We start from the raw sequence: 21874 nt of genomic DNA, 5'->3' as shown, positions 1-21874 counted from the left end.
AGCCCTGGTCGCTGCTGCATCATGGGATCGAAGCGTAGCAGAGTGGTTTCACGAGACAATCATCCGTGTGGATGATTTCGCGAAAGGGTGTTTCCGCAAGCGGGATCTCGATCGTCCGATGTCCCGGTTCAGCACCGCCGCACTTCGAAATAGTCCCGCGCCTGGGCTGCGTCGAGCACGATCTGCGCCTTCAGGGCATCGAGGCCGTCGAACTTGCGCTCGGCGCGCAGCAGGGTGTGCAGCGCCACCGACAATTCCTGGCCGTAGAGATCGCCCTTGAAGTCGAACAGGTTGACCTCGAGGCGACTTTCCGTGCCGGCGTTGACCGTCGGCCGCCGGCCGATGTTGGCGACCCCCCGATGCACGCTGCCGTCCGGCCGCCGCACCGTCACCGCATAGACACCGCGCGACGGCTCCAGGTGCAGGCCGAGGGCGATGTTGGCGGTCGGGAAGCCAAGCAGACGGCCGCGTGCATCACCATGCACCACCAGGCCGCGCACCGCCCAGGGACGGCCGAGCTCCTCGGTGGCGCGCTCGGGATAGCCGTCCTGCAGGGCGCGGCGTATGCGGGTGGAAGAATACGGCCCCTCCGCATCGGACAGGGCCGGAACGATGGTAACCCCGATGCCGAGCGCTTCCGCCTGCACCGCGAGGCTGGCCACGTCGCCGCCGCGGCGATGCCCGTAGGCGAAGTCTCGTCCGCAGGCGAGATGCCGGACCCCGAGCGCCTGGTGCAGCACCTCCCGCACGAAGCGCTCCGCCGTCATCAGCGAGAACGCCTCGTCGAAGCCGATCTCGAAGATGTTGACCACTCCCAGTGCCTGCAGCGCCGCCGCCCGCTCGCTCGACAGGGTCAGCCGGAAGGGCGGATCCTGCGGCCGGAACAGCTGGCGGGGATGCGGCTCGAAGGTCAGCACGCTGAGCACGCCGTCGGGCCGCGCGCCATGTAGCGTGCGCAGCAGGTGGGCATGGCCTAGATGCACGCCGTCGAAATTGCCGAGTGCCACGATGCTGCCGCGTGCAGCATCCGGCACCATGCGCCAGTCGGTGTGCAGGGTGATCATGCGACCGGCAGGCCGAACCGGCGCGCCACCCCGGCGAAGTCGCTCTCGACCGGATGGCGCGTCCCGGCCACGGTGCCGTCCCCGGCCCGCACCAACTGGCACGTCAGCAGCCCGGCGCCGGCGGCGGCATCGAGCTCGGCCTCGACATCGGACAGGAACAGCATGCGGTCGACCGGCGCCTGCAGCGTCGCCGCGGCCGTCGCGTAGCTCGCGGTCTCGCGCTTGCCGCCGATCCTGGTGTCGAGGAAGGCCGACATCAACGGCCGCAGGTCGCCGTCTGGCGTATGGCCGAAGATCAGCCGTTGCGCCGCTTCCGAACCCGACGAGTAGACCGCAAGGCGCACCCCGGTCGCATGCCAGGCGCGCATCGCGGGCACCACGTCGGGATAGATCTCGCCCTGCAGGCTGCCATCCGCGTAGCCGTCCGCCCACGCGATGCCCTGCAGCGTCTTCAGCGGCGTGATCTTGGCGTCCTGGTCCATCCAGGCGAGGCACTGCGCCAGCGGGTCCTGCCCGGGGGCCAGCCTGCCGATCTCCGCCACCGCAACGGCCACGTCCGGTTCATGCACGCGGTCGCGTAGCAGGCCCGGAAGCGCCTTGCGGGCATACGGGAACAACGTCCGATGCACGAAGGCGATCGGTGTCGTGGTCCCCTCGATATCGGTCAGGACAAGGATCGGCGGTGCCACGGAGTGCTCAGGCGGCAGGGAATCGCTCGCTCACATCGTCACCGGTGTAGTGCGCGACCCATCCGCTGGTGTCGGTGAAGACCCGCAGTGCCGTCACCGTCGGAGTCTCGCCGGCGTCGAACCAGTGCCTGATGCCATGCGGTACCGCGATCAGGTCGCCCTGGGTGCAATGGGCGTCATACACCTTGCCGTCGACATGCAGGATGAAGCTGCCTTCGCCGTGCACGAAGAAGCGAACCTCGTCCTCGGTATGGACATGCTCGGACAGGAACTTGTCGCGCAGCGCCTTGAGGTTCGGCGTCTGCGCAGTGAGCTTGATGACGTCGGCGCTGCCGGCGCCGAGGTCGCCCATCAGGCGATCGAGATGCGGCCGATAGGCGTCCAGGATGGTTTCCGGGCTGTCATCCGGCGTCAGCTCGACCGGGCTGTCCCACCGCTCGAACCTGACGCCGATGGCGGACAGCTCGCGGGCGATCGCCTCGCCCTCCTCGGTGCGCAACAGCGGCGTGCCGGGCGTATCGTCCCGGAACACGGTCAGACGGCTCATGCCGGTATCCTCCTCTGTTCCAGCTTGCAGGCCAGCAGGAACTCCAACCCCTCCAGCCTGGCCAGGGCGACATCCATGGAGTTGCCCCACACATACACGCCGTGGCCTCGTATCACGTAGCCCATGCTCATGGCAGGCAGCAGCGGCTCCACCACGGTGCACAGCCGGGCAATATCCTGGTCGTTGTCGACCAGCGGCAGCCGCAGCGTCGTATCGTGGGTGTGTTGTCCCTCGAACACCTTCAGCAGCTCGAAGCCGGAAAACACCAATGCATCCTCGCGCAGTGCCAGCGAAAGTACGGTGGACGCTACCGAATGGCCATGCAGCACGGCTGCCGCCTCCGGGAATTTGGCATATATCTGGGTGTGCAGCAGCGTCTCGGCGCTCGGCCTGCCCTCGCCCTGGACGACGGCGCCGCCTGCATCGACGGCGATGACCTCGTCCCCGGTCAGGAAGCCTTTGTGGCAGCCACTTCGCGTGATGGCGATCCGTCCGTCGCGCAGCCGGTGGCTCAGATTGCCGGCGGTCGCGGGCACCCAGCCATGGCGGTCAAGACGCTGGCCGGCACGGACGATGTCACAAACCGCCACATCCCATTCGGCGCCGACCCCCAAGACTTCCGGAAAGGGCAGATCCTGGACAGGCGCGGAACCTTCCGGCATCGCAGAACCGTCTTCAGTTATGCCGCACCGGCTCCTGGCTGGCGCCCACCGGCGGCGGCGTATGCAGCGAGGTCTGGGTGATGCCGGGCGAGGCGATGCTGTTCGGCTGCACCGGATGCGTCTGGCCCTGGGCCTCCATCGACTCATCGTCGTTCATGTTCTTCTTGAAGGATTTGATGCCCTTCGCGAAGTCGCCCATCAGCGTGCTGACCTTGCTGCTGCCGCCGAACAGCAAAAGCACGACCGCCAGCACGATCAGCCAATGCCAGATGCTTAGACCACCCATCACACCCTCTTGCCGCCCGCAGGCGAATTCATTCTTTTCGTGTCAGCAGGACATGGCTCCCCTGGCGTTGCCATGCAAGCGCTGTTTGCCCCGAGGCTGGTCCACCGGGCCTCGCCCCCGTTTCGAGCGGGGTGCGCCATGGACCAGGGCAGGATGAATCCGTAGGTCGGATAAGGCCGGGTGCCGAGGGAGCGGGTGGCGCGCCACCAGACCCGCACCAGCGTCCAGTCGTTGTCGCGCGAGACGTCGCGCACAGGGGCGGCGCGATCGATCCGGCCCGGCTCCCAGTTGGCGTGCTCGACCAGAATGGTGCGGCTATCCAGCACCCGGCGCACCACCGACACGTGGCCCGCCGGCATCCTTCCGGTAGCCCGGAACACCAGGATCGCACCCGGCTCGGGCCAGCGGACCCGGACATAGCGGCCGGCCGCCTCGCCCCACCAGGCGCCGGCATCGCCCGACAACGCGACGCCGGTGATCCGGCGGGCGTAGGGCGCGCATTGCAGGCCGCCGCCGCAGCCGGAGAGCGCCAGGAGAAGCAGCAGCCACCCGACGGCGAGGGCGGGATACCGGCTGGCGCCGAGCCCCGTGTCTGTCTCAGCCACTCCGCAGCCGGGCGATCATCTCTTCCGCGGCGTCCAGCTCGGTGTCGAGAGCGCGGCTGGCGACATCGTGGGCAAAGCCGGCACGGGCCAGCGATGCGAGCGCGCGCTGCCGATCGGATGGCGGTCGCCGGGCCAGGCCGGCCCGCTCCGGGGCAGGATCCTCGTCGGACGCCTCCAGGTCAGCCGCCTCGCTGGGGCCGGCAGGCCGGCGGAACGGACCAATGCGGCGGCGGCGGGCCTGCACCAGGGCGGCTGCGAGTTCGGCCTCCTCCGGCGTGCAGACATCTGCGGTGGCGAGCCGCACCGCTTCGCCGGCCTGTTCGGCCGCCACGCCATGCTGCGCGAGGTGCGCGCCGATCGCGCGGCGGGACCTGCCGCCGCGGGCCAGCGCCCGGGCGCGTGACTGCGCGAACGCATTGTCGTCGACCGCGCCGATGCCACGAAGATCAGCCACGATGCCGGCGATCGCCGACCGTGCGCCCTGTTGCTGGGCCAGCACGGCGTCGGCATCGCCGCCGGCATGGGTCGCCCGCTGCGCCCAGCGCTGCAACCTGCGCTCCAGCACGCGCGTCAGTCCGGACTCCGTGGTCGAGAACCGCGCAAGATGGGCGAGCGCCGCCTCGCGCAGGGCGCCGGCGCCGGGAACCGGGCCCGGCGCGACTGGACCGCCGCTAGCGCCGCGCCTTGCGGGCGGCATAGCGCTTGTCGCGGGCAGCCTTCTGCTCGAGCTTCAGCAGTGCCTCCTGCTTGGCAGCTTCCTTCGCGGCCAGCTCCTCCTCGGCGAGCCGCGCGGCCTCGGCGGCGGCTGTGGCCGCCTGCTCCGCGGCCAGCCGGGCAGCCTCGGCCTCGCGCTCCGCACGGCGCTCTGCCATGCGCGCCTCGCGTGCCTCGACGATGGCGCGTCGCTCGGCCTGGCGCTCCAGTACAGCCGGATCGTCGGGAGCCGGACGGGCCTTGAACTTGGCGAGCAACTCGGCCTTGGCGGTCGCGGACGCCTGCTGGCGCTCGCTGAACTTGTTCTGCTTGAGAATGGTCGGATCCCTTTGTCCGTTGGCCCAACATCGGCCGACGCGAACCGGAAGGCACGCGGCCGGGTGCCGGGATCTAGTCCCGGACGACCGCGGTTTCTAGCCATTGGTGCGGTGCGGTGTCACCACCATATCCGCGTGAACGATTTTATGGCATGATGAGCCAAGCATGAAGCGGGCGTATCGCCGCGATCTTGCGAGGATGACCTAGTGGCGCACGGATCATCGGTCCGCGCCCCACAATACCAGGGGATGACGATGCGGCAATGCTTTCCACGTCAGACCACGATGGCGGGAGGCCACTCATGAACGTATTCAAGCCAGCCACACGCACCGCGATGACCGAGGCGCAGGTACGCAAGGCTGCCGCCAACACGGCGGGCCATGAGAAGACCGTGGACAACGACCCGTTCAAGGAGGGCGATGCCGTGGTCTACGCCGCGCACGGCGTCGGCCATATCGACCGGATCGGCACCGAGGAGATCGCCGGCCACTCCCTCGAGGTGATCCAGGTATCGTTCTCCGACAACCAGATGACCTTGCGTATCCCGCTGGCGCGCGCCCGCGCCTCCGGCCTGCGCAAGATCGCCAGCCGCGAGATCGTCGACAAGGCGATGGCCGTCATCAAGGGCAAGCCGCGTATCAGCAAGGCGCTGTGGGCTCGTCGCGCGGTGGAGATCCAGGCGAGGATCAATTCCGGTGATCTGTTGCAGGTCGCCGAAGTGGTGCGCGACCTTCAGCGCCACGTCGACAACCTGGAAGGCAGCTTCAGCGAGAGAAAGCTGTTCGAGCTTGCGCTGGACCGTTTCGGCGCCGAGATCGCCGTCGTCGAGGGCGTCGACAAGATGGCGGTGCTCGATCGCCTGACCTCGACCATGAAGGCAGCCTGAAGCCGTAGGCGTTACGGTGGCAGGCTATCGACAGCCTGCCACCCGGTCGAAGTCACGCTTCAGGAAGGACTGCCCTCTTCCTCGCCGTCAGTCTTGATATCCAGTGCCGCGTCGGACGCATGGGCGGCGCCAGCCGGCGCGGTGCCGGAGGCGCCGTCCTGCTGATCCTGGCCTTCCTTCTCGCGGCGCTTGGCTTCCTTCTTGGCCTGCTTCGCCCGGTCGCGCTCGGCCTTCTGGAAGGCATAGTTCACCTTGAACGCCATCGGTTCTCCTTCTGACGGACCGCCCGGCGCCGTATCGCGCATGACCGTCCTCTCTGCACTGCGGCGATCCGTACGATCGCCATCAAAGCGTTAGTATGGTCTCCCTGCCGGGTGATTCCCACCCCCATGGCACTCGCCCCTGGGTGGCAATTTGCCTGCCGGGCCCCCGTCGTTTGACTGCGGCCGTGGGTGCACTGCATCATCCGGCCAGGCGAACCGCCCAAGCAGACGCCCCAAGCAGACGCCAAGTCCGGGACCAAGAAGATGGCGGGACCAAGCAGATGATCGCCTCCCTGATGCCGACCTACAACCGTGCCGACCTCGCCTTCGAGCGGGGCGACGGGGTCTGGCTGTACACCTCGGACGGGCGACGCTATCTCGATTTCGGCGCCGGCATCGCGACATCCTCGCTCGGCCACGGCCACCCGCACCTGGTCGGCGCGATCGCCGAGCAGGCCGGCCGGGTCATGCATGTCTCCAACCTGTATCGTGTCCCGCAGGCGGAGCGGCTGGCGCAGCGTCTGGTGGATGCCTCGTTCGCCGACAGCGTGTTCTTCTGCAACTCGGGGGCGGAAGCCAACGAGGGCATGGTCAAGATGATGCGCCGGGCGATGTACGCCGGCGGCCACCCCGAGCGCACCCGGATGATCTGCTTCAACGGCGCCTTCCACGGCCGCACGCTGGCGATGCTGTCCGCCACCGGCAACGAGAAATACCTGCAGGGCTTCGGCACCCCGGTCGACGGCTTCGACCATGTGCCGATGAACAACCTCAACGCCGTGCGCGACGCCATCACGCCGCACACCGCCGGCATCCTGATCGAGCCGATCCAGGGCGAGGGCGGCGTCCGTTCGGCCGATGGGCGCTTCCTGCGCGAGCTGCGCAGCACCTGCGACGAATTCGGCCTGCTGCTTGGCTTCGACGAGGTGCAGTGCGGCATGGGACGCACCGGCCGGCTGTTCGCGCATGAGTGGGCCGGGGTGAAGCCGGACGTGGTATCGACCGCCAAGGGCATCGGCGGCGGCTTTCCGCTCGGCGCCATCCTGGCCACCGAGGCGGTGGCGAAGCACCTGACCGCCGGCTCGCACGGCACCACTTTCGGCGGCAGCCCGCTGGCCTGCGCGGCCGGCAACGCGGTGCTCGACGTGGTGCTGCAGCCGGACTTCCTCGATGGCGTCGCACGCACCGGCGAGGTGCTGCGCGAGGCGCTGGAGGCCCTGGCCGAGGCCCAGCCCGACGCCTTCAACGGCGTGCGTGGCCGCGGGCTGATGCTGGGCATCCATTGCGTGCTGCCGAACACCGCGCTGCAGGCCGCCTGCATGGCGGAAGGGCTGCTGGTGGTGGCAGCCGGCGAGAACGTGCTGCGCCTGGTGCCGCCGCTGGTGGTCAGCGAGGAAGAGTGCCGCGACGCGGTACAGCGCCTCGGCCGCGCCGCCGCCCGCGTGCGGCAGGCCGAGCCGGCGCATGCTTCATGAGTGATGCCCAGGGCACCACGCCGCGCCACTATCTCGAACTGCGCGACCTCGACACCGCCACCCTGCGCGCCATCCTCGACGCCGCCACGGTGATGAAGCGGGCGCAGCAGGGTCGCCGGTATCCGCTGCATCCCGGCCGCCCGCTGGAGGGCCGCACCCTCGGGCTGATGATGGAGAAGCCATCGACCCGCACCCGGGTGTCGTTCGAGGTGGCGATGCGCCAGCTCGGTGGCGAGGTCATCGTGCTGTCGCCCCGCGATACCCAGCTTGGCCGCGGCGAGAGCATCCCGGACACCGCACGGGTGCTGTCGCGCTTCCTCGACGCCCTGGTGCTGCGCACCGACGATCCCGGCAAGCTGCTGCAGCTGGTGGCAGCCAGCACCATCCCGGTGATCAACGGCCTGACCTCGCGCTCGCATCCGGTGCAGATCCTGGCCGACGTCCTCACCTTCGAGGAGCATCGCGGCCCCATCGCCGGCCAGTCGGTGGCGTGGTGCGGCGACGGCAACAACGTCGCGACCTCCTGGATCGAGGCGGCGGTCCGGTTCGGGTTCGCGCTGCGCCTCGCCACCCCCGCCGACCTGGCGCCCGATGCCGAGGTGCTGGGCTGGGCACGCGCACAGGGCGGCAACGTCACCCTCACCCACGACGCCTCCGAGGCGGTCGCGGGGGCTCGCTGCGTGGTCACCGATACCTGGATGTCGATGTCCGACGATCCGGCCGAGGACTGGTCGGCCTCCCTGCTGCCCTACCGCGTCGACGCCGCGCTGATGCGGCAGGCCGCTCCCGACGCGCTGTTCATGCACTGCCTGCCGGCGCATCGCGGCGAGGAAGTCACCGACGAGGTGATCGACGGCCATTGGTCGGTGGTGTTCGACGAGGCGGAGAACCGGCTGCACGCCCAGAAGGCGCTGCTGCTGTGGGCGCTCGGCGGTGCCCAGTGGCGGGAGCAGGCGCTCGCCGCCGGATACAGCCAGCCGATCAGGAACGCATCATGACCGACCCGGACCAACCGGCCTCCGGCCCCAAGGCGACGCCGTCCACCCCGATCACGACGCCGTCCACCACCGAGGACGTGCCATCGACGCCGGGCTGGGTCGAGCAGGGTGTCGACGACATCCTTGCGTCGCTGCCGCAGCGGCCGAACCTGCGCACGCTGCGCAATGCCTACCTGGATTGCCTTGCCGGCGCCGGGCGCACCCGCGACCTCGACGAGACACACGATCGCTGTCGCCGCAAGCTGCTGACGGCGCTGGTCGAGGATGAACACCTGCCAAAGGCGACGGTGTCGGAGATCGAGCGGAAGCTCGAGGCGCTGGAAGCCGATATCAGCGACAACGTCTGAGGGGTTCCGGCGGCCGCGACTTCGGCGACTGGCGATCCTCGGGCGCCCTCCCTATCTTGGCCGGATGGTCGAAACACCCGCCTTTCTCGATACCAGCCGCCCCGACGTGCCCGATATCGTGGTGCCTCGCGGCATCGTGCCCTTCTACATGCCGGACCGTCCGGTGCGCGGCCGGTTGGTCCGGCTCGGCGTCCTCGCCGATGCGCTGATTTCGCGGCACGACAATCCGGAGCCGGTCAACCGGCTGGCCGGCGAGGCGCTGGCGCTGGTGGCGGGGCTGGCCTCGGCGCTGAAATTCCAGGGCTCGTTCAGCCTGCAGGCCAAGGGCGATGGTCCGGTCTCGATCCTGCTGGCCGACTGCACCGAAGCCGGCGCGCTGCGCTTCTACGCCCGCACCGATCCGGAGCGTTTCGCCGCCCTGCTTCAGACCGACCCGGAGCCCAATGCGGCGGCCCTGCTCGGCAGCGGCTATCTCGCCTTCACGGTCGACCAGGGCGGCGCGATGGAGCGTCACCAGGGCATCGTCGCCATCGAGGGCGACAGCCTGGCCGAGATGGCGCAGCACTATTTCGAGACCTCCGAGCAGCATGATTGCAGCGTCAGGCTGTCGGCGCAGCACACCGACACCGGCTGGCGCGCCGCCGCCCTGGTGCTGGAGCGTATCGCGCATGGCGGCGGCCACGCCGAGGGCGCCGGCACCGCCTCCGGACTCGCCCTGCAGGACGGGGTCGAACTGGACAACCAGCGCCTGGACGCGGCCGCCAGCACGCGCGACACCGCGGTCGAAAGCTGGCGCACCGCGCTGATGTTGGCGGCCACGCTGACCGACGGCGAACTGCTCGATGACGCCCTCTCGGCGGAGGAGCTGTTGTATCGGCTGTTCCACAGCGAAGGCGTCGCCGCCGACCGCCCGCGTGCCTTGGCCTATGGCTGCCGCTGCTCGCGCGCCCGGCTGGCCGGCATCCTCGAGGGCTTCCCGAGCGAGGATCTCGACCACATGCAGGTCGGCGGCGACATCGTGATGACCTGCGAGTTCTGCGCCTTCGATTTCCGCTTCCCGCGCGAGAGCGTTAAGGGGAGCGCTGCCGGCTGACCGGCGGCCGAATGCGCAGTCTGGCCTCGACCCTGGAGTTGCCGATGATTTCTGCCCCGTTGCGTGCGCCGGCGATCCGGCTGGGTGCGGCCCTCATGCTCTGCGGCAGCCTCGCGCTGTCAGGCTGCGGCGGCTCCGAGGAGGCGCCGGCGAGCTTCCCGCCGCCCGACTACAGCTACCTGCCGAAGTTGCGGATGAATGTCGCCACGCTCACCGTCGTGGACCATGTCCAGCAGGCCGGCCCGGAACCCGGCGATATCGCCCAGACCGCGCCGGTGCCTCCCGACCAGGCGCTGCAGCGGCTCGCCCAGGACCGGCTGGTAGCCGCCGGCAACTCCGGCAGCGCCGTTTTCACCATCGACCGCGCCTCGATCGTCCAGGGATCGACCGGCGCCCTGGACGGCCACCTGGCGGTGCATCTCGACATCATCACAGCCAATGGCGGCCATGCGGGCTATGCCGAGGCGCACGTGTCGCGGCAGCTGGTGCCGGGCGATCCTGACGCCGCCGGTGGCACGCGGCGGCAGCTCTACGATCTCGACCGGCAGATGATGCAGGATATGAATGTGGAGCTGGAGTTCCAGGTACGGAGGTCGCTGCGCGACTGGCTGGTCGATGCCGGCGGCGCGCCGCTGGCCGGCAGCGTGGAGCAGCAGAGCCTGCCTCCCCCGGGCAGCCCGGGCTATCCGGCCCCGGCTGGCACGTCCTATCCCGGCGCGCCTGTCGGCACGTCCTATCCCGGCGCGCCTGCCGGCACGTCCTATCCCGGCGCGCCTGCCGGCACGTCCTACCCCGGCGCGCCTGTCGGCATGTCCTACCCCGGCGCGCCTGTCGGCACGTCCTATCCCGGCGCGCCTGTCGGCACGACCCCAATCGGCGCGGTCCCGGTCCAGAGCAACGGGCCGGTGGTGCTGGCGCCGCCCGGCTCGGCGCTGCCGCCCCCGGTGCCACCGGCCACCGCCACGGTCCCGCCCGATGGGACCGCACCCGCGATGTCGGCGCCGGATCCGGTCTTCCCCGACGGTGCACCTTCAGGCAACAGCCTGGCTCCGGCACCCGCAATGCCGCGGTCGCCGCCGCCTAGCTTCCTGCAGGCGCCTCCGAGCACGGCTCCGACGCCCTATCCGGCCCCCTATCCGGCCCAGGGGGCCACCCCTCCCGGCTACTGAGCGGCCCCCGTCACCATATCCGTGGATGCTTTCAGATGCCCGAGACCGTCACCACCCCGCGCGTCCTTCCGGAGATCAAGGTCGAGCGGCCGCGTCTCTACAAGGTCATGCTGGTCAACGACGACTTCACGCCGCGCGGCTTCGTGGTGATGGTCCTCAAGGCCGAGTTCAAGATGGCCGAGGAGCAGGCCAACCAGGTTATGACGACGGCGCACCAGCGCGGCGTCTGCGTGGTCGCCGTGTTCACCAAGGACATCGCCGAGACGAAGGCTGCGAACGCCACCGACATGGCACGCCGCAAGGAATATCCGCTGCTGTTCACCACCGAACCCGAGGAGTGAGGTGATCAGCCGCCGACTTCGTGCAGCACGCGATCTGCGGTGAGGATCTGCGGCAGCGCGTGGCCGTCGCCACCCGGCGGATAGAACATGTAGAACGGCACCCCGTCGCGGCCGTGGTCGCGCAGGAAGCTGCCGATCTGCTCGTCACGGTTGGTCCAGTCGCCGCGCAGGGTCGCGACATGATGCGACGAGAAGGCCTGCCGCACCTGCTGGGGGGCCAGCGCCAGGCGCTCGTTGACGAGGCAGGTCACGCACCAGGCGGCGGTCATGTCGACGAACACCGGACGCCCCTGCCGGCGCAGATCGGCCAGCCGCGCCTCGCTGAACGGCTCGGTGCCGGGGACGAGGCCGGCACCGCCGGCGGCAGCGCTACGGGCGCCGAGGCCGGGCAGGTCAGGTAGCAGGGCCAGCGTGGCCAGCAGGCTCAGCGCCGACGCCGCCATGCACCAGCGGCCGCGCCGTGGCGCCGATGCGGTGACGGCCCGCTGCGACAGGCCGAGCAGCCAGCCGGCCAGGGCCAGCAGCACCAGTCCCGCGCCGAGCAGCAGCACGCCGCGATCCCCGGCCTCGATCGACAGCACCCAGGCAAGCCATACGCACGAGGCGAAGATCGGGAACGAGAGCGCCTGCCGCAGCACCACCATCCAGGTGCCGGGTCGCGGCAGCCGCCTCGCCAGCCCGGGCACCAGGGCAAACACCGCGTAGGGCAGGGCAAGGCCAAGCCCCATGGTCAGGAACACCGCCATGCCGACCACGGCGGGAGCGGCAAGAGCACCGACGATCGCAACACCCATGAACGGCGCCGTGCAGGGCGTCGCCACCAGCACCGCGAGCAGGCCGGTGGCAAAATCTCCGGCATGACCGCGGCGGGAGGCCAGCCCCTGCCCCATCCCCGCAAAGCTGCCGCCGATCTCGTATAGGCCGGCGAGGTTCAGGCCGACGGCGAACAGCAGCCAGCAGGTGGCGGCGACGAACAGCGGCGACTGGAACTGGAAGCCCCAGCCGGCCGCCGATCCCGCCGCCCGCAATCCGAGCATGAGGGCGCCGAGGGCCGCGAAGGCGACCAGCACGCCGCCGGTATAGAAGGCGACGCTCGCCCGCTGCTCGGCATGGTGCGATCCGGCGATGCGGCTGAACGCCAGCGCCTTCATCGCCAGAACCGGGAACACGCACGGCATCAGGTTCAGCACGATGCCGCCGAGCAGGGCCAGCAGCAGCAGGCGGGGAAGATCCGATACCGCGAAGCCGGACGATCTGGCGCGAGGGGCGGCGCGGGGGGCCGACACGCTCAGCATGCTCTCGTTGCCGGCGACGTCGCGCAGCACCACCACCCCGTCGAGGCCCTTTGCGCGGGCGAGATCCGGCAGCGGCTTGAGGCCGATCCGGACCAGTCCCGGCGTCACCTGCACAGGCTGCGCCGCAACCTGGTCGATCAGGCCCGGGGCCGACGGCAGGAACCAGGCGTCGTGCACCGCCTGCGCGTCCAGCCCGCTGCCCGAGAGCTCCAGGCCGGCCGGAGTGAGGCTGGCCTTGAAGGGCGACGGCCGCGGCTGACCGGCCGCCGCCTGCGCGAACAAGGGCGCCTGGGCGGAGGCACGCGTCGCCGCGCCCCCCGCGGGCAGCCGCAGGGTGAAGCTGCCATGTTCGGGAACGCAGACGTTCGCGCAGGCAAGCCACTGGGCGTCGGCCTTCAGCAGCAGGGGGGTGCCCCCGCTCCCCTCGCCTGGCGCACTGAGCGCGAGGCGCATCGGCAGCACCACGTCGCCGGTGTAGCCATAGCTCATCAACGGCCCGTCCGGCAGGCGCCGCGGCGTCGGCCAGTCGATCTGCGCGGTGTGGCCCGCGGCTGGCCCGCCGGCGGTGACGTCGATGGTCGGCGCCTCGCCGGCATCGCCGGGGTTGGACCAGTAGGTGTGCCAGCCCGGTGCCAGCTTCAGCCGCAACCCGACCGCGAGCGTGCCGCCGGGGGAGAAGCCGTCGCTGCCGGTGACCAGGCTCACGCTGTCATGGTCGGTGGCGACGACGTTGCTCTCCGCGGCGCACGCGGCACGCATCGGGAAGGCGAGGAGCAGGATCGGGAGCAGCAGACGCAGGCACAGCATGACCGCCTCAATAGCACCGGCACGACGTCCGGACATGGTGTTGAACCGGCGCGCGCCATACACAGGCGTGATGTCCGGTGCGATCACCCTTTCCGATGCCCTCGTGGAATCGCTGCCCGTCTCGGACGCGCTGCCTGCCCTGCTGGCAGCGCTCGGGCGCGATGAGCCGGGAACCGGGGCCGCCGCCAACGTCGTGCTGATCGCGCCGCCGGGTGCCGGCAAGACCACGCTGGTGCCGCTGGCGCTGCTCGGCGCCGGGTGGCTCGGCGACCGGAAGATCGTCATGCTGGAGCCGCGCCGGCTGGCGACCAGGGCGGCGGCGCATCGCATGGCGTCGCTGATCGGCCAGCAGGCCGGCGAGCTGGTCGGCTACCGCACCCGGATCGACCACGCGGTGTCGGCGCGCACCCGTATCGAGGTGGTCACCGAGGGTTTGCTGGTGCGGCGGCTGCTGGCCGATCCGCTGCTCGATGGCGTCGGCTGCGTCATCCTCGACGAGGTGCACGAGCGCAGCCTCGACGGCGATCTCGCGCTGGCCTTCTGCCTGGACCTGCAGCGCACCCTGCGGCCCGAGCTGCGCCTGCTGGCGATGTCGGCCACCGTCGACGGCGCCGCGCTCTCGGCGCGGCTGCAGGCTCCGGTCATCGAAAGCGCAGGCCGGCTGTTCGAGGTCGAGGTGCGGCACGCGGCGCGCGACCCGACCGGCCTGCGCGACCTGCCGGATGCGATGGCACGGACCCTGCGCGGCCTGCTCGCCGATCCGGCGACGCCACCGGGCGACATCCTGGCCTTCCTCCCCGGCGTCGGCGAGATCAGGCGGGTGGCTGCAGCACTTGCCGGCGTCGCCGCTCATGTCCTGCCGCTGCATGGCGAGCTGCCGCCGGCGCAGCAGGACCTGGTGCTGCAGGCCCCGGCCGGCGACCGGGCACGCAGGATCGTGCTGGCGACCTCGATCGCCGAGACCTCGCTGACGGTGCCGGGGGTGCGCATCGTCGTCGATGGCGGATGGCGGCGGGCGCCCCGGCTCGATGCCGGCAGCGGGCTGTCGCGGCTGGAGACGCTGCGGATCAGCCGGGCGGCGGCGGCGCAGCGCTCCGGCCGCGCCGGTCGCGAGGCACCCGGGCTGGCAGTGCGGCTCTGGACCACGACCACCCAGCGCAGCCTCGCCCTGCACGACCGCCCCGAGATCTTCGATGCCGAGCTCTCCGGCCTGCGCCTGGACGTCGCCGCCTGGACCGCGTCGATGGGCACCACGCTCGCCGACCTGCCGCTGCCCGACCCGCCGCCGAACGGCGCCAGCGAGGCGGCGCGCAGCCTGCTGGCGGATCTCGGCGCGTTCGACAGCAGTGGCGCCATCACCGAGGTGGGCCAGAAGATGGCGACACTCGGCGCGCATCCGAGGCTGGCGGCGATGATGCTGGCCGCACGCAACGCCGCCGAGCGCGCGCTGGCCGCCGACCTCGCAGCCCTGCTGGAGGAGCGCGACCCGCTGCGACCGCGCCCGGGTAGTGGCGTGGCTGACCCGCCGGTCGACATCGCCCTGCGCCTGGCGCTGCTGGCCGGCGCGGATGCACCCCATGCAGATCGGGCCTCCCTCGCCCGCATCCGGCAATCCGCCACCCAGTTCCGCCGCCGGCTCGGCACCAGTGCGCCGGCGCATGGCGACGTCGCCGGTCTGCTGGCGGCGGCGTTCCCCGACCGCGTCGCACAGCGCCGTGGCGAGCCCGGCGCATTCCGGCTCTCCGGCGGCGGCAGCGCCAGGCTCGGGCGCGACGACGCCCTCGCCGGCGCCGGCCTGCTGGTGGCGGCAGCACTGCAGGTGCGCACCGCGGCCCAGATCCGGCTGGCGGCGGCACTCGATCCCGACGCCCTGCCGGCGTCGCTGCTGGCGCGCACCACCGAGCAGGTGGAGAGCGCGCTCGATCCGGTCAGCGGCGCGGTGCTGAGCCGGAGGCGGACCCGGCTCGGCGCGCTGGTGTTGCGCGACCGTACCGTCGCCGCCGACCCGGACGAGGTGGCTGCCCTCCTGGCAGCGACCGCCGCGCGCAACCTGCGCGCGACGCTCGACTGGAGCGAGGCGGCGTGCCAGTTGCAGGCCCGCGTGGCGGTGGCCCGTCGCGCGCCGCTGGACGATCTCGGGCTCGGCGCGGCGCTGCCGGACCTTTCGGACCCGGCGCTGGCGGAGCGGGCGCAGGACTGGCTCGCGCCGCGCCTTGCCGGATGCACGAAACTCGCCGACCTCGGCACACTCGACCTGCACGCCCTGCTGCGCGCCCAGCTCGATCCAAGGCAGGCGGCGTCCCTCGATCGTGCGCTGCCGACCCATCTCGACCTCGGCGGAAGCCGTGCGGCGATCGACTACACCGGCCCGGAGCCGCTCGCCTCCGCCCGCGCGCAGGCTTTCTACGGCCTGACCGTGACGCCGACGCTGGCGCAGGGCCGCGTCAGGCTGCGGCTCGCGCTGCTATCGCCGGCGGGTCGGCCGGCGGCGATCACCGGTGACCTCGCCAGCTTCTGGACGGGTGCCTGGATCGAAACCCGGAAAGACCTGCGTGGCCGCTATCCGAAGCACGACTGGCCGGAAAATCCCGCCTTGTCGTCCAGGGCCGGGGCCGGGCACCCCCGGACGTCGCAACGGTGAGACTGCGCGCGCATTATTTTACTGTTCCGTTCATTTTGAACCTAGGATGGTCTCGGAATGAGACGATGCTGATCCGCCTGACCGGTCGACCGGGTGCCAGCCTGTTGCTCGCCCTTGCGGCCGCCTCCCTTCCGGCGGTGCCGGCCTGGGCGCAGGACGCCGTTGCATCCGACATGCTGGCCACCCTGCCGACGGTGCCGCCCCTGGTGCGTTCCGGGCCGCTCAGCTTCGCGCCGCTGGTCCGGCGGGTGGTGCCTGCGGTGGTCAACATCGCGGTGACCCAGGATGTCGAGGACGAGGGGGGCAACGATAGTGGCCGCATCAAGGTGCCGCCGGCACTGCGCGGCACTCCGTTCGAGAAGCAGTATCGCGACCGGATGCGCAAGCGGCGCGAGCAGATGCTGGGCGCCGGCTCGGGCTTCGTGATCGATCCCGCCGGGATCATCGTCACCAACAACCACGTGGTGGGCAACGCCGACAAGATCACCGTCTCGTTCTCCGACGGCACCGAGCTGCCGGCGCGCCTGCTCGGCACCGACGAGCTGACCGATATCGCGGTGATCGCGGTGAAGCCCGCCAAGCCGCTGGCCTGGGTGAGCTGGGGCGACAGCCGGCACGTCGAGGTCGGCGACTGGATCATGGCCGCAGGCAACCCGTTCGGACTGGGGTCGTCGGTGACCGCGGGCATCGTCTCGGCGCGCGGCCGCGATATCGGCGCCGGCCCGTTCGACGATTTCCTGCAGCTCGATGCGCCGATCAACCCCGGCAACTCGGGGGGTCCGACCTTCAACATGAGCGGCCAGGTTGTGGCGCTCAACACCGCCATCGTCTCGCCGACCGGCGGCTCGGTCGGCATCGGCTTCGGCATCCCGTCCGAGATCGTGGCCCCGATCGTGGCGCAGCTGCGCGAGAAGGGTCACATCGACCGTGGCTGGCTTGGCGTCACGCTGGAGGAACGACCGGACCAGGGCCCCGGCGTCACCATCGTGGCGATCGATCGCTCGGGCCCCGCCATGCGCGCCGGTCTGAAGGCCGGCGACACCGTCGATACCGTGAACGGCGACAAGGTCGACAGCGCGCGCAGCCTGATCCGCGCCATCGCCGCCGCGGCGCCGGGCAGCTCGATACGCCTCTCGGTGGTCCGCGCGGGGCACAGCTTCGAAGTGCCGATGATGGTCGGACGCCGGCCGGCGGAGGATGCCGGGTAGCCTGGTTTTCCCTAATATTGCGGATTATTCAGGCACTTGCGCTGTCACCGGCGACGCGGACACCCTATGTCGGATCAGACGCAAGACGTTGGAGGCTGAGGCGGTGCGCATCCTGCTGGTCGAGGACGATCCCACGGTGCGCGGCTTCGTCGCCAAGGGACTGCGCGAGGCCGGCCATGTGGTCGAGCAGGCCGACAACGGCAAGGACGGGCTGTTCCTCGCCGTCAGCGAGACCTTCGACACCATCATCCTGGACCGCATGCTGCCCGGCGGCATCGACGGACTGCGTATCCTCGAGACGCTGCGGGGACAGAACAACGCCACCCCGGTGCTGCTGCTGTCGGCGCTGGCCCAGGTCGACGAGCGCGTCGCCGGCCTGAAGGCGGGCGGCGACGACTACCTGACCAAGCCGTTCGCCTTCGCCGAGCTGCTGGCGCGCATCGAGGCGCTGAGCCGGCGTGGCCGCGGCGAGGCCGGGCCGCAGACCAAGCTGGTGGTCGCCGACCTCGAGATGGACCTGCTGTCGCGCGCGGTGAAGCGCGCCGGGCAGAAGATCGACCTGCAGCCGCGCGAATTCCGGCTGCTGGAATACCTGATGCGCCATGCCGGCCAGGTGGTCACCCGCACCATGCTGCTGGAAGGCGTCTGGGATTATCATTTCGACCCGCAGACCAACGTGATCGACGTGCATGTCTCGCGGCTGCGGCACAAGATCGACAAGCCGTTCCCGACCGCGCTGATCCACACCATACGCAACGCCGGCTACATGGTGCGGCCCGAGTGACACGGCGCTAGCGACATTGCCTTCGGCCAGCGCCGTGGTAGCGCGGTTCCGGCTGGCGAGAACCGTGCGCTCTGCCAGCCTGCGGCTCGCCATCGTCTATGCGGCGCTGTTCGCGATCAGCGCCACCCTGTTCCTGTCCTTCATCTGGTGGGCGACGATCGGGCTGCTGGAGCGCCAGGTCGAGGCGGCGATCAATGCCGACGCACAGGCGTTGTCGGAGCGCTGGCAGGAGGGCGGGCTGCCGACCCTGGCGCTGACCATCCAGGACCGGCTCGAGCAGAATGTCGACGACGATGCGATCTACCTGATGGTGGACGGCAACGGGCTGCGCGTCGCCGGCAACCTGCGCACCTGGCCGCGCGACGTGACCCGCGTCGATGCCTGGTACCAGCTGCCGATTGCCCGCGCCGGGACCCGCGGGATGGCGGAGGTGCACGCCTTCGCGCTGCCGGGCAATTTCCGCCTTCTCGTCGGGCGCGACGTGCGCGCCCGGGTGATCCTCAAGCGGCTGCTGACCGACACCCTGCTGTGGGCGCTGGTGATGGTGGCGGTGCTCGGCACCACCGGCGGCTTCCTGCTGCGCGGGCTGTTCCGGCGCATGGTGCGCGACATCGCCCGCACCACGGCGGCGATCTCGCAGGGCGATCTCAGCCGGCGGGTGCCGGTGTCTGGCAGCGGCGACGAGTTCGACCGTGTGGCGGAGACCATCAACGCCATGCTGGATCGGATCGGCCGGCTGATGGACGGGGTGAAGCAGGTGTCGAACGCGATCGCGCACGATCTGCGCACGCCGATCACCCGCGCCCGCACCCGACTGGAGGATGCCGCGCTGCATGCCGGCACCACCGAGGATCTCCGCCACGCGGTCGAACGCGCCGTGGTGGATCTCGACGGCATCACCACGGTGTTCGAGGCGCTGCTGCGCATCTCCGAGATCGAGGCGGGCTCCCGGCGCTCGGCCTTCGCCAGCATCGACCTCGCGCCGCTGCTCGGCGACCTTGCCGAACTCTATGCGGCGCTGGCCGAGGAGGCACAGTTGACCCTCTCGGTGTCGGTGCCGGCGCCGCTGATGCTGTGGGGCGACCGGCTGCTGATCCAGCAGGCGGTGGCCAACCTGCTCGACAACGCGGTGAAGTTCTCCAGGCCCGGCGGCGTGGTGCGGTTGCGTGGCGGCATCGAGGCGCAGCAGGTCCGCATCGAGGTCTCGGACCAGGGCATCGGCATGGCGCTGGCCGATCGCGCCCGTGCGCCGGACCGCTTCTACCGCGCCGAGGCGGCACGCAGCACGCCCGGATCCGGCCTCGGCCTGTCCCTGGTGCAGGCGGTAGCGCAGTTGCACGGCGGCAAGCTGCTGCTGGAGGACGCCTCCCCCGGGCTGCGCGCGATCCTGGCGCTGCCGGTCATGCCGCGTGCGGAGGAGCGGCGCGATCCGTTGCCGGCGGACCAGGAGGTGACGGCCGCTTCATCCGCAGACCACCCTCCCGCCAACCCTGCCGCCCTATAGTGCGAAACATGTTGCCTCCTGCACGCACCGTCACCCGTGCCGCCCTTCTCGCGGCCGCGGCGCTTTGCCTCGGCGGCGGCGTGCGCGGCGCCGGTCAGCCGGCGGGACCTCTGGTGATCACCACCGACAGCGACGCCTATTGCCAGACGCTGACGAAGGCGATCGACGGGCACAGGCCGCTGCCGCGCGAGGTAAGCGACCTCGAGCGGCAGGGTCAGGCACTGTGCGGCAGCGGCCGCGTGCGCAGCGGCATCGTGCGGTTGCGCCGGGCGCTGCTGGTGCTGCAGGGATCACCGGCGCGCGACACCGCCGACGCGCCCTGATCGGCGTCGTATCAACTCACCGCAAGGTTCCGGAAGTCCTCGATCCCGTATGGCGACTACAGGATCGAGTACCGTTCGGCCTCAGCCCAGCAGCGAGTGGTGCTCGATCACGGCGAGCTTGGTATGGCCCTGGCCGACCAGGTCCAGCGAAAGCACGGAAGCTCCGCCAGCCTTGTGCACCGACAGCATGAGGTCGGCGCCGCCGTTGGTGGTGGACGAGGTCAGGTACTTCGCGAGGTCGGATGCCCGGTGATCCCAGCCGGCCGCCGACAACGCGCCGCGCAGATCCAGCGTATTGGACAGGATGCTGCCGCTCAGCGTGGCACTGCCCGCCGACGGCAGCGTGATGGTGTCGCCGGTGCCGGAGATGCTGAGCTGTTCACCCGACGTGACCGCCTGCGTCACGTTGCTTGCAGTCAGGAACTGCATCTTTGACGAGGGTGTGGATGTCGAGGTGGTGTCGCCGGACGCGGTGTAGCTCATGTCGTAGAGGTTGACGCTGACCGACGAGCTAACGGCGCCGTACTGGGCGTTGACGACCTGGGCACCGAAGCTTTCGTTGGTGCCACCATCCGCCGCATCGGTCGGCACATGCGACGTGGTCGAGAAGATCTGCTTGCCATCGACCGAGTAGGTGATGCTGCCGGGTTCCCAGTCGACCGTGAAGGTGTTCTTCTGTGTCAGGTCGATCGAGAAATTATGGTAGTCGTACTGGTCGGAGCCATCGGATCCGGCCCAGTGCACGGTCGCCGTGCCGGTGTTGCGGCTGCTGCCGGTCTCGAGCAGGTCGATCTCCTGGCCCGGCCAGGAATTGTTCGCTGGCCACAGAACGAGATTGACTCCGGCTCCCTGCCCGGAATCCAGGCTGGCGACCACGGAATATTTTCCGTAGCCGTTGCCGGACGAGGCACCGAAATCCGCCTGCATGAACCCGGTGTTGGACCAGCCTTCGGAAGCGCTCGACGTCAGCGTCAGTGCGCCGTTGGCAAAGGAGAAATCGTTCGAATTGCCCCATTTCAGGGCAAAGATGGACTGGTCCAGAGACGAGGCATTGTTGAAATTGACGTCCCAGCTAGTGCTGGAGCTGGAACTCTGGGTCGAAACCAAACTGTATTCCTCCGTTGCGTCGTTCCGCAACACGCTTGGCATGATGCCGCATTGCACCATCGCCGGGTGCAGAGCACGCGGTTGTAATCTTGGATAACGAAGTCGTGCTAACGAATGCCGCCGAATGCCGCAACCGCTTTTTTCATGTTGTCAGGCGTTATTATCAAGTTGCCAGTTTATATATAGAAACTTTCTAAGCCCGATACGGCACCATCTTGATCTTCATCATTAGGTCGAGATGTAGATCATGAAGATCACGTCCTGATCATCATGATCTTCATGATGCCGACGCCAGCGTCGACGCAATGAAACTGTAGTCGAATTTTGTTAGTTGCTGTCAAGCAACGAAAGTCGTGCACGAGCATCGCGTGACACCAGGATCACGGCGTTCTGCCGGAAGCGTCGCGCAACGGCGATACCGCGCCGCCGGTCGATCGCCACCATCACCAGCGGCTCGGACCACCGCCCGAGCACCCCGTGCCCGGCTGCATGCAGGACCGGCCGCGGTGCAGCCTGCACGACCTGTGCCAGTCGCTGCATCATCCGGTCGTTCCAGCCATCAGGGCGCCGCCGGCCCCCGGGATTGCACGCGCTCAGCAGAACCAGACCCTGCCGTCGCGAGGCCTCCCGCCACGCGGGGTCGAGCCCGGAGACAAGGCGGCCGACATGCAGCACCGCATGGCCGGCCTCGTAGCGGCTGAGCCGGTACGAGCGCAGGATCGCGTGCGTCGGTGGGGCAATCGCCATC

The 21874-nt window shown here is 69.9% G+C and carries 23 protein-coding genes and 1 pseudogene; 12 read left to right on the top strand and 12 right to left on the bottom strand.

The window, feature by feature from the left end; all coding sequences use genetic code 11:
- Window positions 1-128 precede the first annotated feature (128 nt).
- The 8 genes and pseudogenes from FE263_RS05720 to FE263_RS05685 all read right to left on the bottom strand — a co-directional run bounded on the left by FE263_RS05720 (window position 129) and on the right by FE263_RS05685 (window position 4824).
- Window positions 129-1064, bottom strand: coding sequence for a bifunctional riboflavin kinase/FAD synthetase (locus FE263_RS05720; RefSeq protein ID WP_138325024.1), 936 nt, complete (start codon window positions 1062-1064; stop codon window positions 129-131).
- Window positions 1061-1753: an acireductone synthase gene (gene mtnC, locus FE263_RS05715; RefSeq protein ID WP_240759067.1), complete on the bottom strand. Its 693-nt coding sequence runs from the start codon at window positions 1751-1753 to the stop codon at window positions 1061-1063. The genes FE263_RS05720 and mtnC overlap by 4 nt, the downstream gene beginning before the upstream one ends.
- Window positions 1754-1760: 7 nt before the next feature.
- Window positions 1761-2300: a 1,2-dihydroxy-3-keto-5-methylthiopentene dioxygenase gene (locus tag FE263_RS05710; RefSeq protein ID WP_138325022.1), complete on the bottom strand. Its 540-nt coding sequence runs from the start codon at window positions 2298-2300 to the stop codon at window positions 1761-1763.
- The gene (locus FE263_RS05705; RefSeq protein ID WP_138325021.1) at window positions 2297-2962 is read right to left on the bottom strand and encodes a methylthioribulose 1-phosphate dehydratase; all 666 of its coding nucleotides are present in this window, start codon (window positions 2960-2962) and stop codon (window positions 2297-2299) included. The genes FE263_RS05710 and FE263_RS05705 overlap by 4 nt, the downstream gene beginning before the upstream one ends.
- Before the next feature lie 13 nt (window positions 2963-2975).
- Window positions 2976-3248: a twin-arginine translocase TatA/TatE family subunit gene (locus tag FE263_RS22480; protein WP_138325020.1), complete on the bottom strand. Its 273-nt coding sequence runs from the start codon at window positions 3246-3248 to the stop codon at window positions 2976-2978.
- Between the two features lie 152 nt (window positions 3249-3400).
- Window positions 3401-3793, bottom strand: a pseudogene (locus FE263_RS22475) (CHAP domain-containing protein); the annotation flags it as partial.
- Window positions 3794-3845: 52 nt separating this feature from the next.
- Window positions 3846-4550 (bottom strand): regulatory protein RecX, encoded by a 705-nt coding sequence (locus FE263_RS05690; protein ID WP_138325018.1) that lies wholly within the window; start codon window positions 4548-4550, stop codon window positions 3846-3848.
- Entirely contained in the window at window positions 4525-4824 is a 300-nt protein-coding gene (locus FE263_RS05685; protein WP_240759063.1) for a DUF6481 family protein, read from the bottom strand. Before FE263_RS05685 ends, FE263_RS05690 begins: the two co-directional genes overlap by 26 nt.
- 362 nt (window positions 4825-5186) lie before the next feature.
- Between FE263_RS05685 and FE263_RS05680 the strand changes: the two genes are divergently transcribed.
- On the top strand, window positions 5187-5771 hold the full coding sequence (locus FE263_RS05680; RefSeq protein WP_138325016.1) for a CarD family transcriptional regulator: 585 nt from the start codon (window positions 5187-5189) through the stop codon (window positions 5769-5771).
- A gap of 59 nt (window positions 5772-5830) precedes the next feature.
- Here the strand turns inward: FE263_RS05680 and FE263_RS05675 are convergent, their stop codons facing one another.
- Window positions 5831-6034: a hypothetical protein gene (locus FE263_RS05675; protein ID WP_138325015.1), complete on the bottom strand. Its 204-nt coding sequence runs from the start codon at window positions 6032-6034 to the stop codon at window positions 5831-5833.
- A 281-nt stretch (window positions 6035-6315) separates the two neighbouring features.
- On the opposite strand from FE263_RS05675, the gene FE263_RS05670 reads away from it, so the two are divergent.
- From FE263_RS05670 to clpS, 6 genes are all read left to right on the top strand, one after another.
- The gene (locus FE263_RS05670) at window positions 6316-7509 is read left to right on the top strand and encodes an aspartate aminotransferase family protein (protein ID WP_138325014.1); all 1194 of its coding nucleotides are present in this window, start codon (window positions 6316-6318) and stop codon (window positions 7507-7509) included.
- Window positions 7506-8507, top strand: a complete 1002-nt coding sequence (argF, locus tag FE263_RS05665) for an ornithine carbamoyltransferase (RefSeq protein ID WP_138325013.1) — start codon at window positions 7506-7508, stop codon at window positions 8505-8507. The genes FE263_RS05670 and argF overlap by 4 nt, the downstream gene beginning before the upstream one ends.
- Complete coding sequence (locus FE263_RS05660; protein WP_240759061.1) at window positions 8504-8854, top strand: hypothetical protein; 351 nt, start codon at window positions 8504-8506, stop codon at window positions 8852-8854. The genes argF and FE263_RS05660 overlap by 4 nt, the downstream gene beginning before the upstream one ends.
- A 64-nt stretch (window positions 8855-8918) precedes the next feature.
- Entirely contained in the window at window positions 8919-9947 is a 1029-nt protein-coding gene (hslO, locus tag FE263_RS05655) for an Hsp33 family molecular chaperone HslO (protein WP_138325012.1), read from the top strand.
- Between the two features lie 44 nt (window positions 9948-9991).
- A complete protein-coding gene (locus tag FE263_RS05650) occupies window positions 9992-11116 on the top strand; it encodes a hypothetical protein (protein ID WP_240759306.1) in 1125 nt (374 codons plus the stop codon).
- Window positions 11117-11151: 35 nt separating this feature from the next.
- Complete coding sequence (gene clpS, locus FE263_RS05645; protein WP_138325010.1) at window positions 11152-11457, top strand: ATP-dependent Clp protease adapter ClpS; 306 nt, start codon at window positions 11152-11154, stop codon at window positions 11455-11457.
- Window positions 11458-11462: 5 nt separating this feature from the next.
- On the opposite strand, the gene FE263_RS05640 is transcribed toward clpS, so the two are convergent.
- On the bottom strand, window positions 11463-13646 hold the full coding sequence (locus FE263_RS05640) for a protein-disulfide reductase DsbD family protein (RefSeq protein ID WP_276611173.1): 2184 nt from the start codon (window positions 13644-13646) through the stop codon (window positions 11463-11465).
- On the opposite strand from FE263_RS05640, the gene hrpB reads away from it, so the two are divergent.
- From hrpB to FE263_RS05615, 5 genes are all read left to right on the top strand, one after another.
- Complete coding sequence (gene hrpB, locus FE263_RS05635) at window positions 13630-16200, top strand: ATP-dependent helicase HrpB (protein WP_138325644.1); 2571 nt, start codon at window positions 13630-13632, stop codon at window positions 16198-16200. The two genes, FE263_RS05640 and hrpB, sit on opposite strands and share 17 nt — an antisense overlap.
- Before the next feature lie 65 nt (window positions 16201-16265).
- Window positions 16266-17408, top strand: a complete 1143-nt coding sequence (locus FE263_RS05630; protein ID WP_138325009.1) for a S1C family serine protease — start codon at window positions 16266-16268, stop codon at window positions 17406-17408.
- A 103-nt stretch (window positions 17409-17511) separates the two neighbouring features.
- Window positions 17512-18192, top strand: a complete 681-nt coding sequence (locus FE263_RS05625) for a winged helix-turn-helix domain-containing protein (protein ID WP_138325008.1) — start codon at window positions 17512-17514, stop codon at window positions 18190-18192.
- 64 nt (window positions 18193-18256) lie between these two features.
- On the top strand, window positions 18257-19696 hold the full coding sequence (locus FE263_RS05620) for a sensor histidine kinase (RefSeq protein WP_240759059.1): 1440 nt from the start codon (window positions 18257-18259) through the stop codon (window positions 19694-19696).
- 8 nt (window positions 19697-19704) lie between these two features.
- The gene (locus tag FE263_RS05615; protein WP_138325007.1) at window positions 19705-20019 is read left to right on the top strand and encodes a hypothetical protein; all 315 of its coding nucleotides are present in this window, start codon (window positions 19705-19707) and stop codon (window positions 20017-20019) included.
- Window positions 20020-20100: 81 nt separating this feature from the next.
- On the opposite strand, the gene FE263_RS05610 is transcribed toward FE263_RS05615, so the two are convergent.
- Complete coding sequence (locus FE263_RS05610) at window positions 20101-21126, bottom strand: glycoside hydrolase family 16 protein (protein ID WP_171033969.1); 1026 nt, start codon at window positions 21124-21126, stop codon at window positions 20101-20103.
- Between the two features lie 327 nt (window positions 21127-21453).
- Window positions 21454-21873: a DUF3293 domain-containing protein gene (locus FE263_RS05605; protein WP_138325005.1), complete on the bottom strand. Its 420-nt coding sequence runs from the start codon at window positions 21871-21873 to the stop codon at window positions 21454-21456.
- Between the last annotated feature and the right edge of the window lies 1 nt (window position 21874).

The sequence above is a fragment of the Lichenicoccus roseus genome, assembly GCF_005844085.1.
Classification (GTDB): domain Bacteria; phylum Pseudomonadota; class Alphaproteobacteria; order Acetobacterales; family Acetobacteraceae; genus Lichenicoccus; species Lichenicoccus roseus.
Note: the sequence above shows the minus strand (reverse complement) of the source record. Positions and strands in the feature narration are given on the sequence as shown.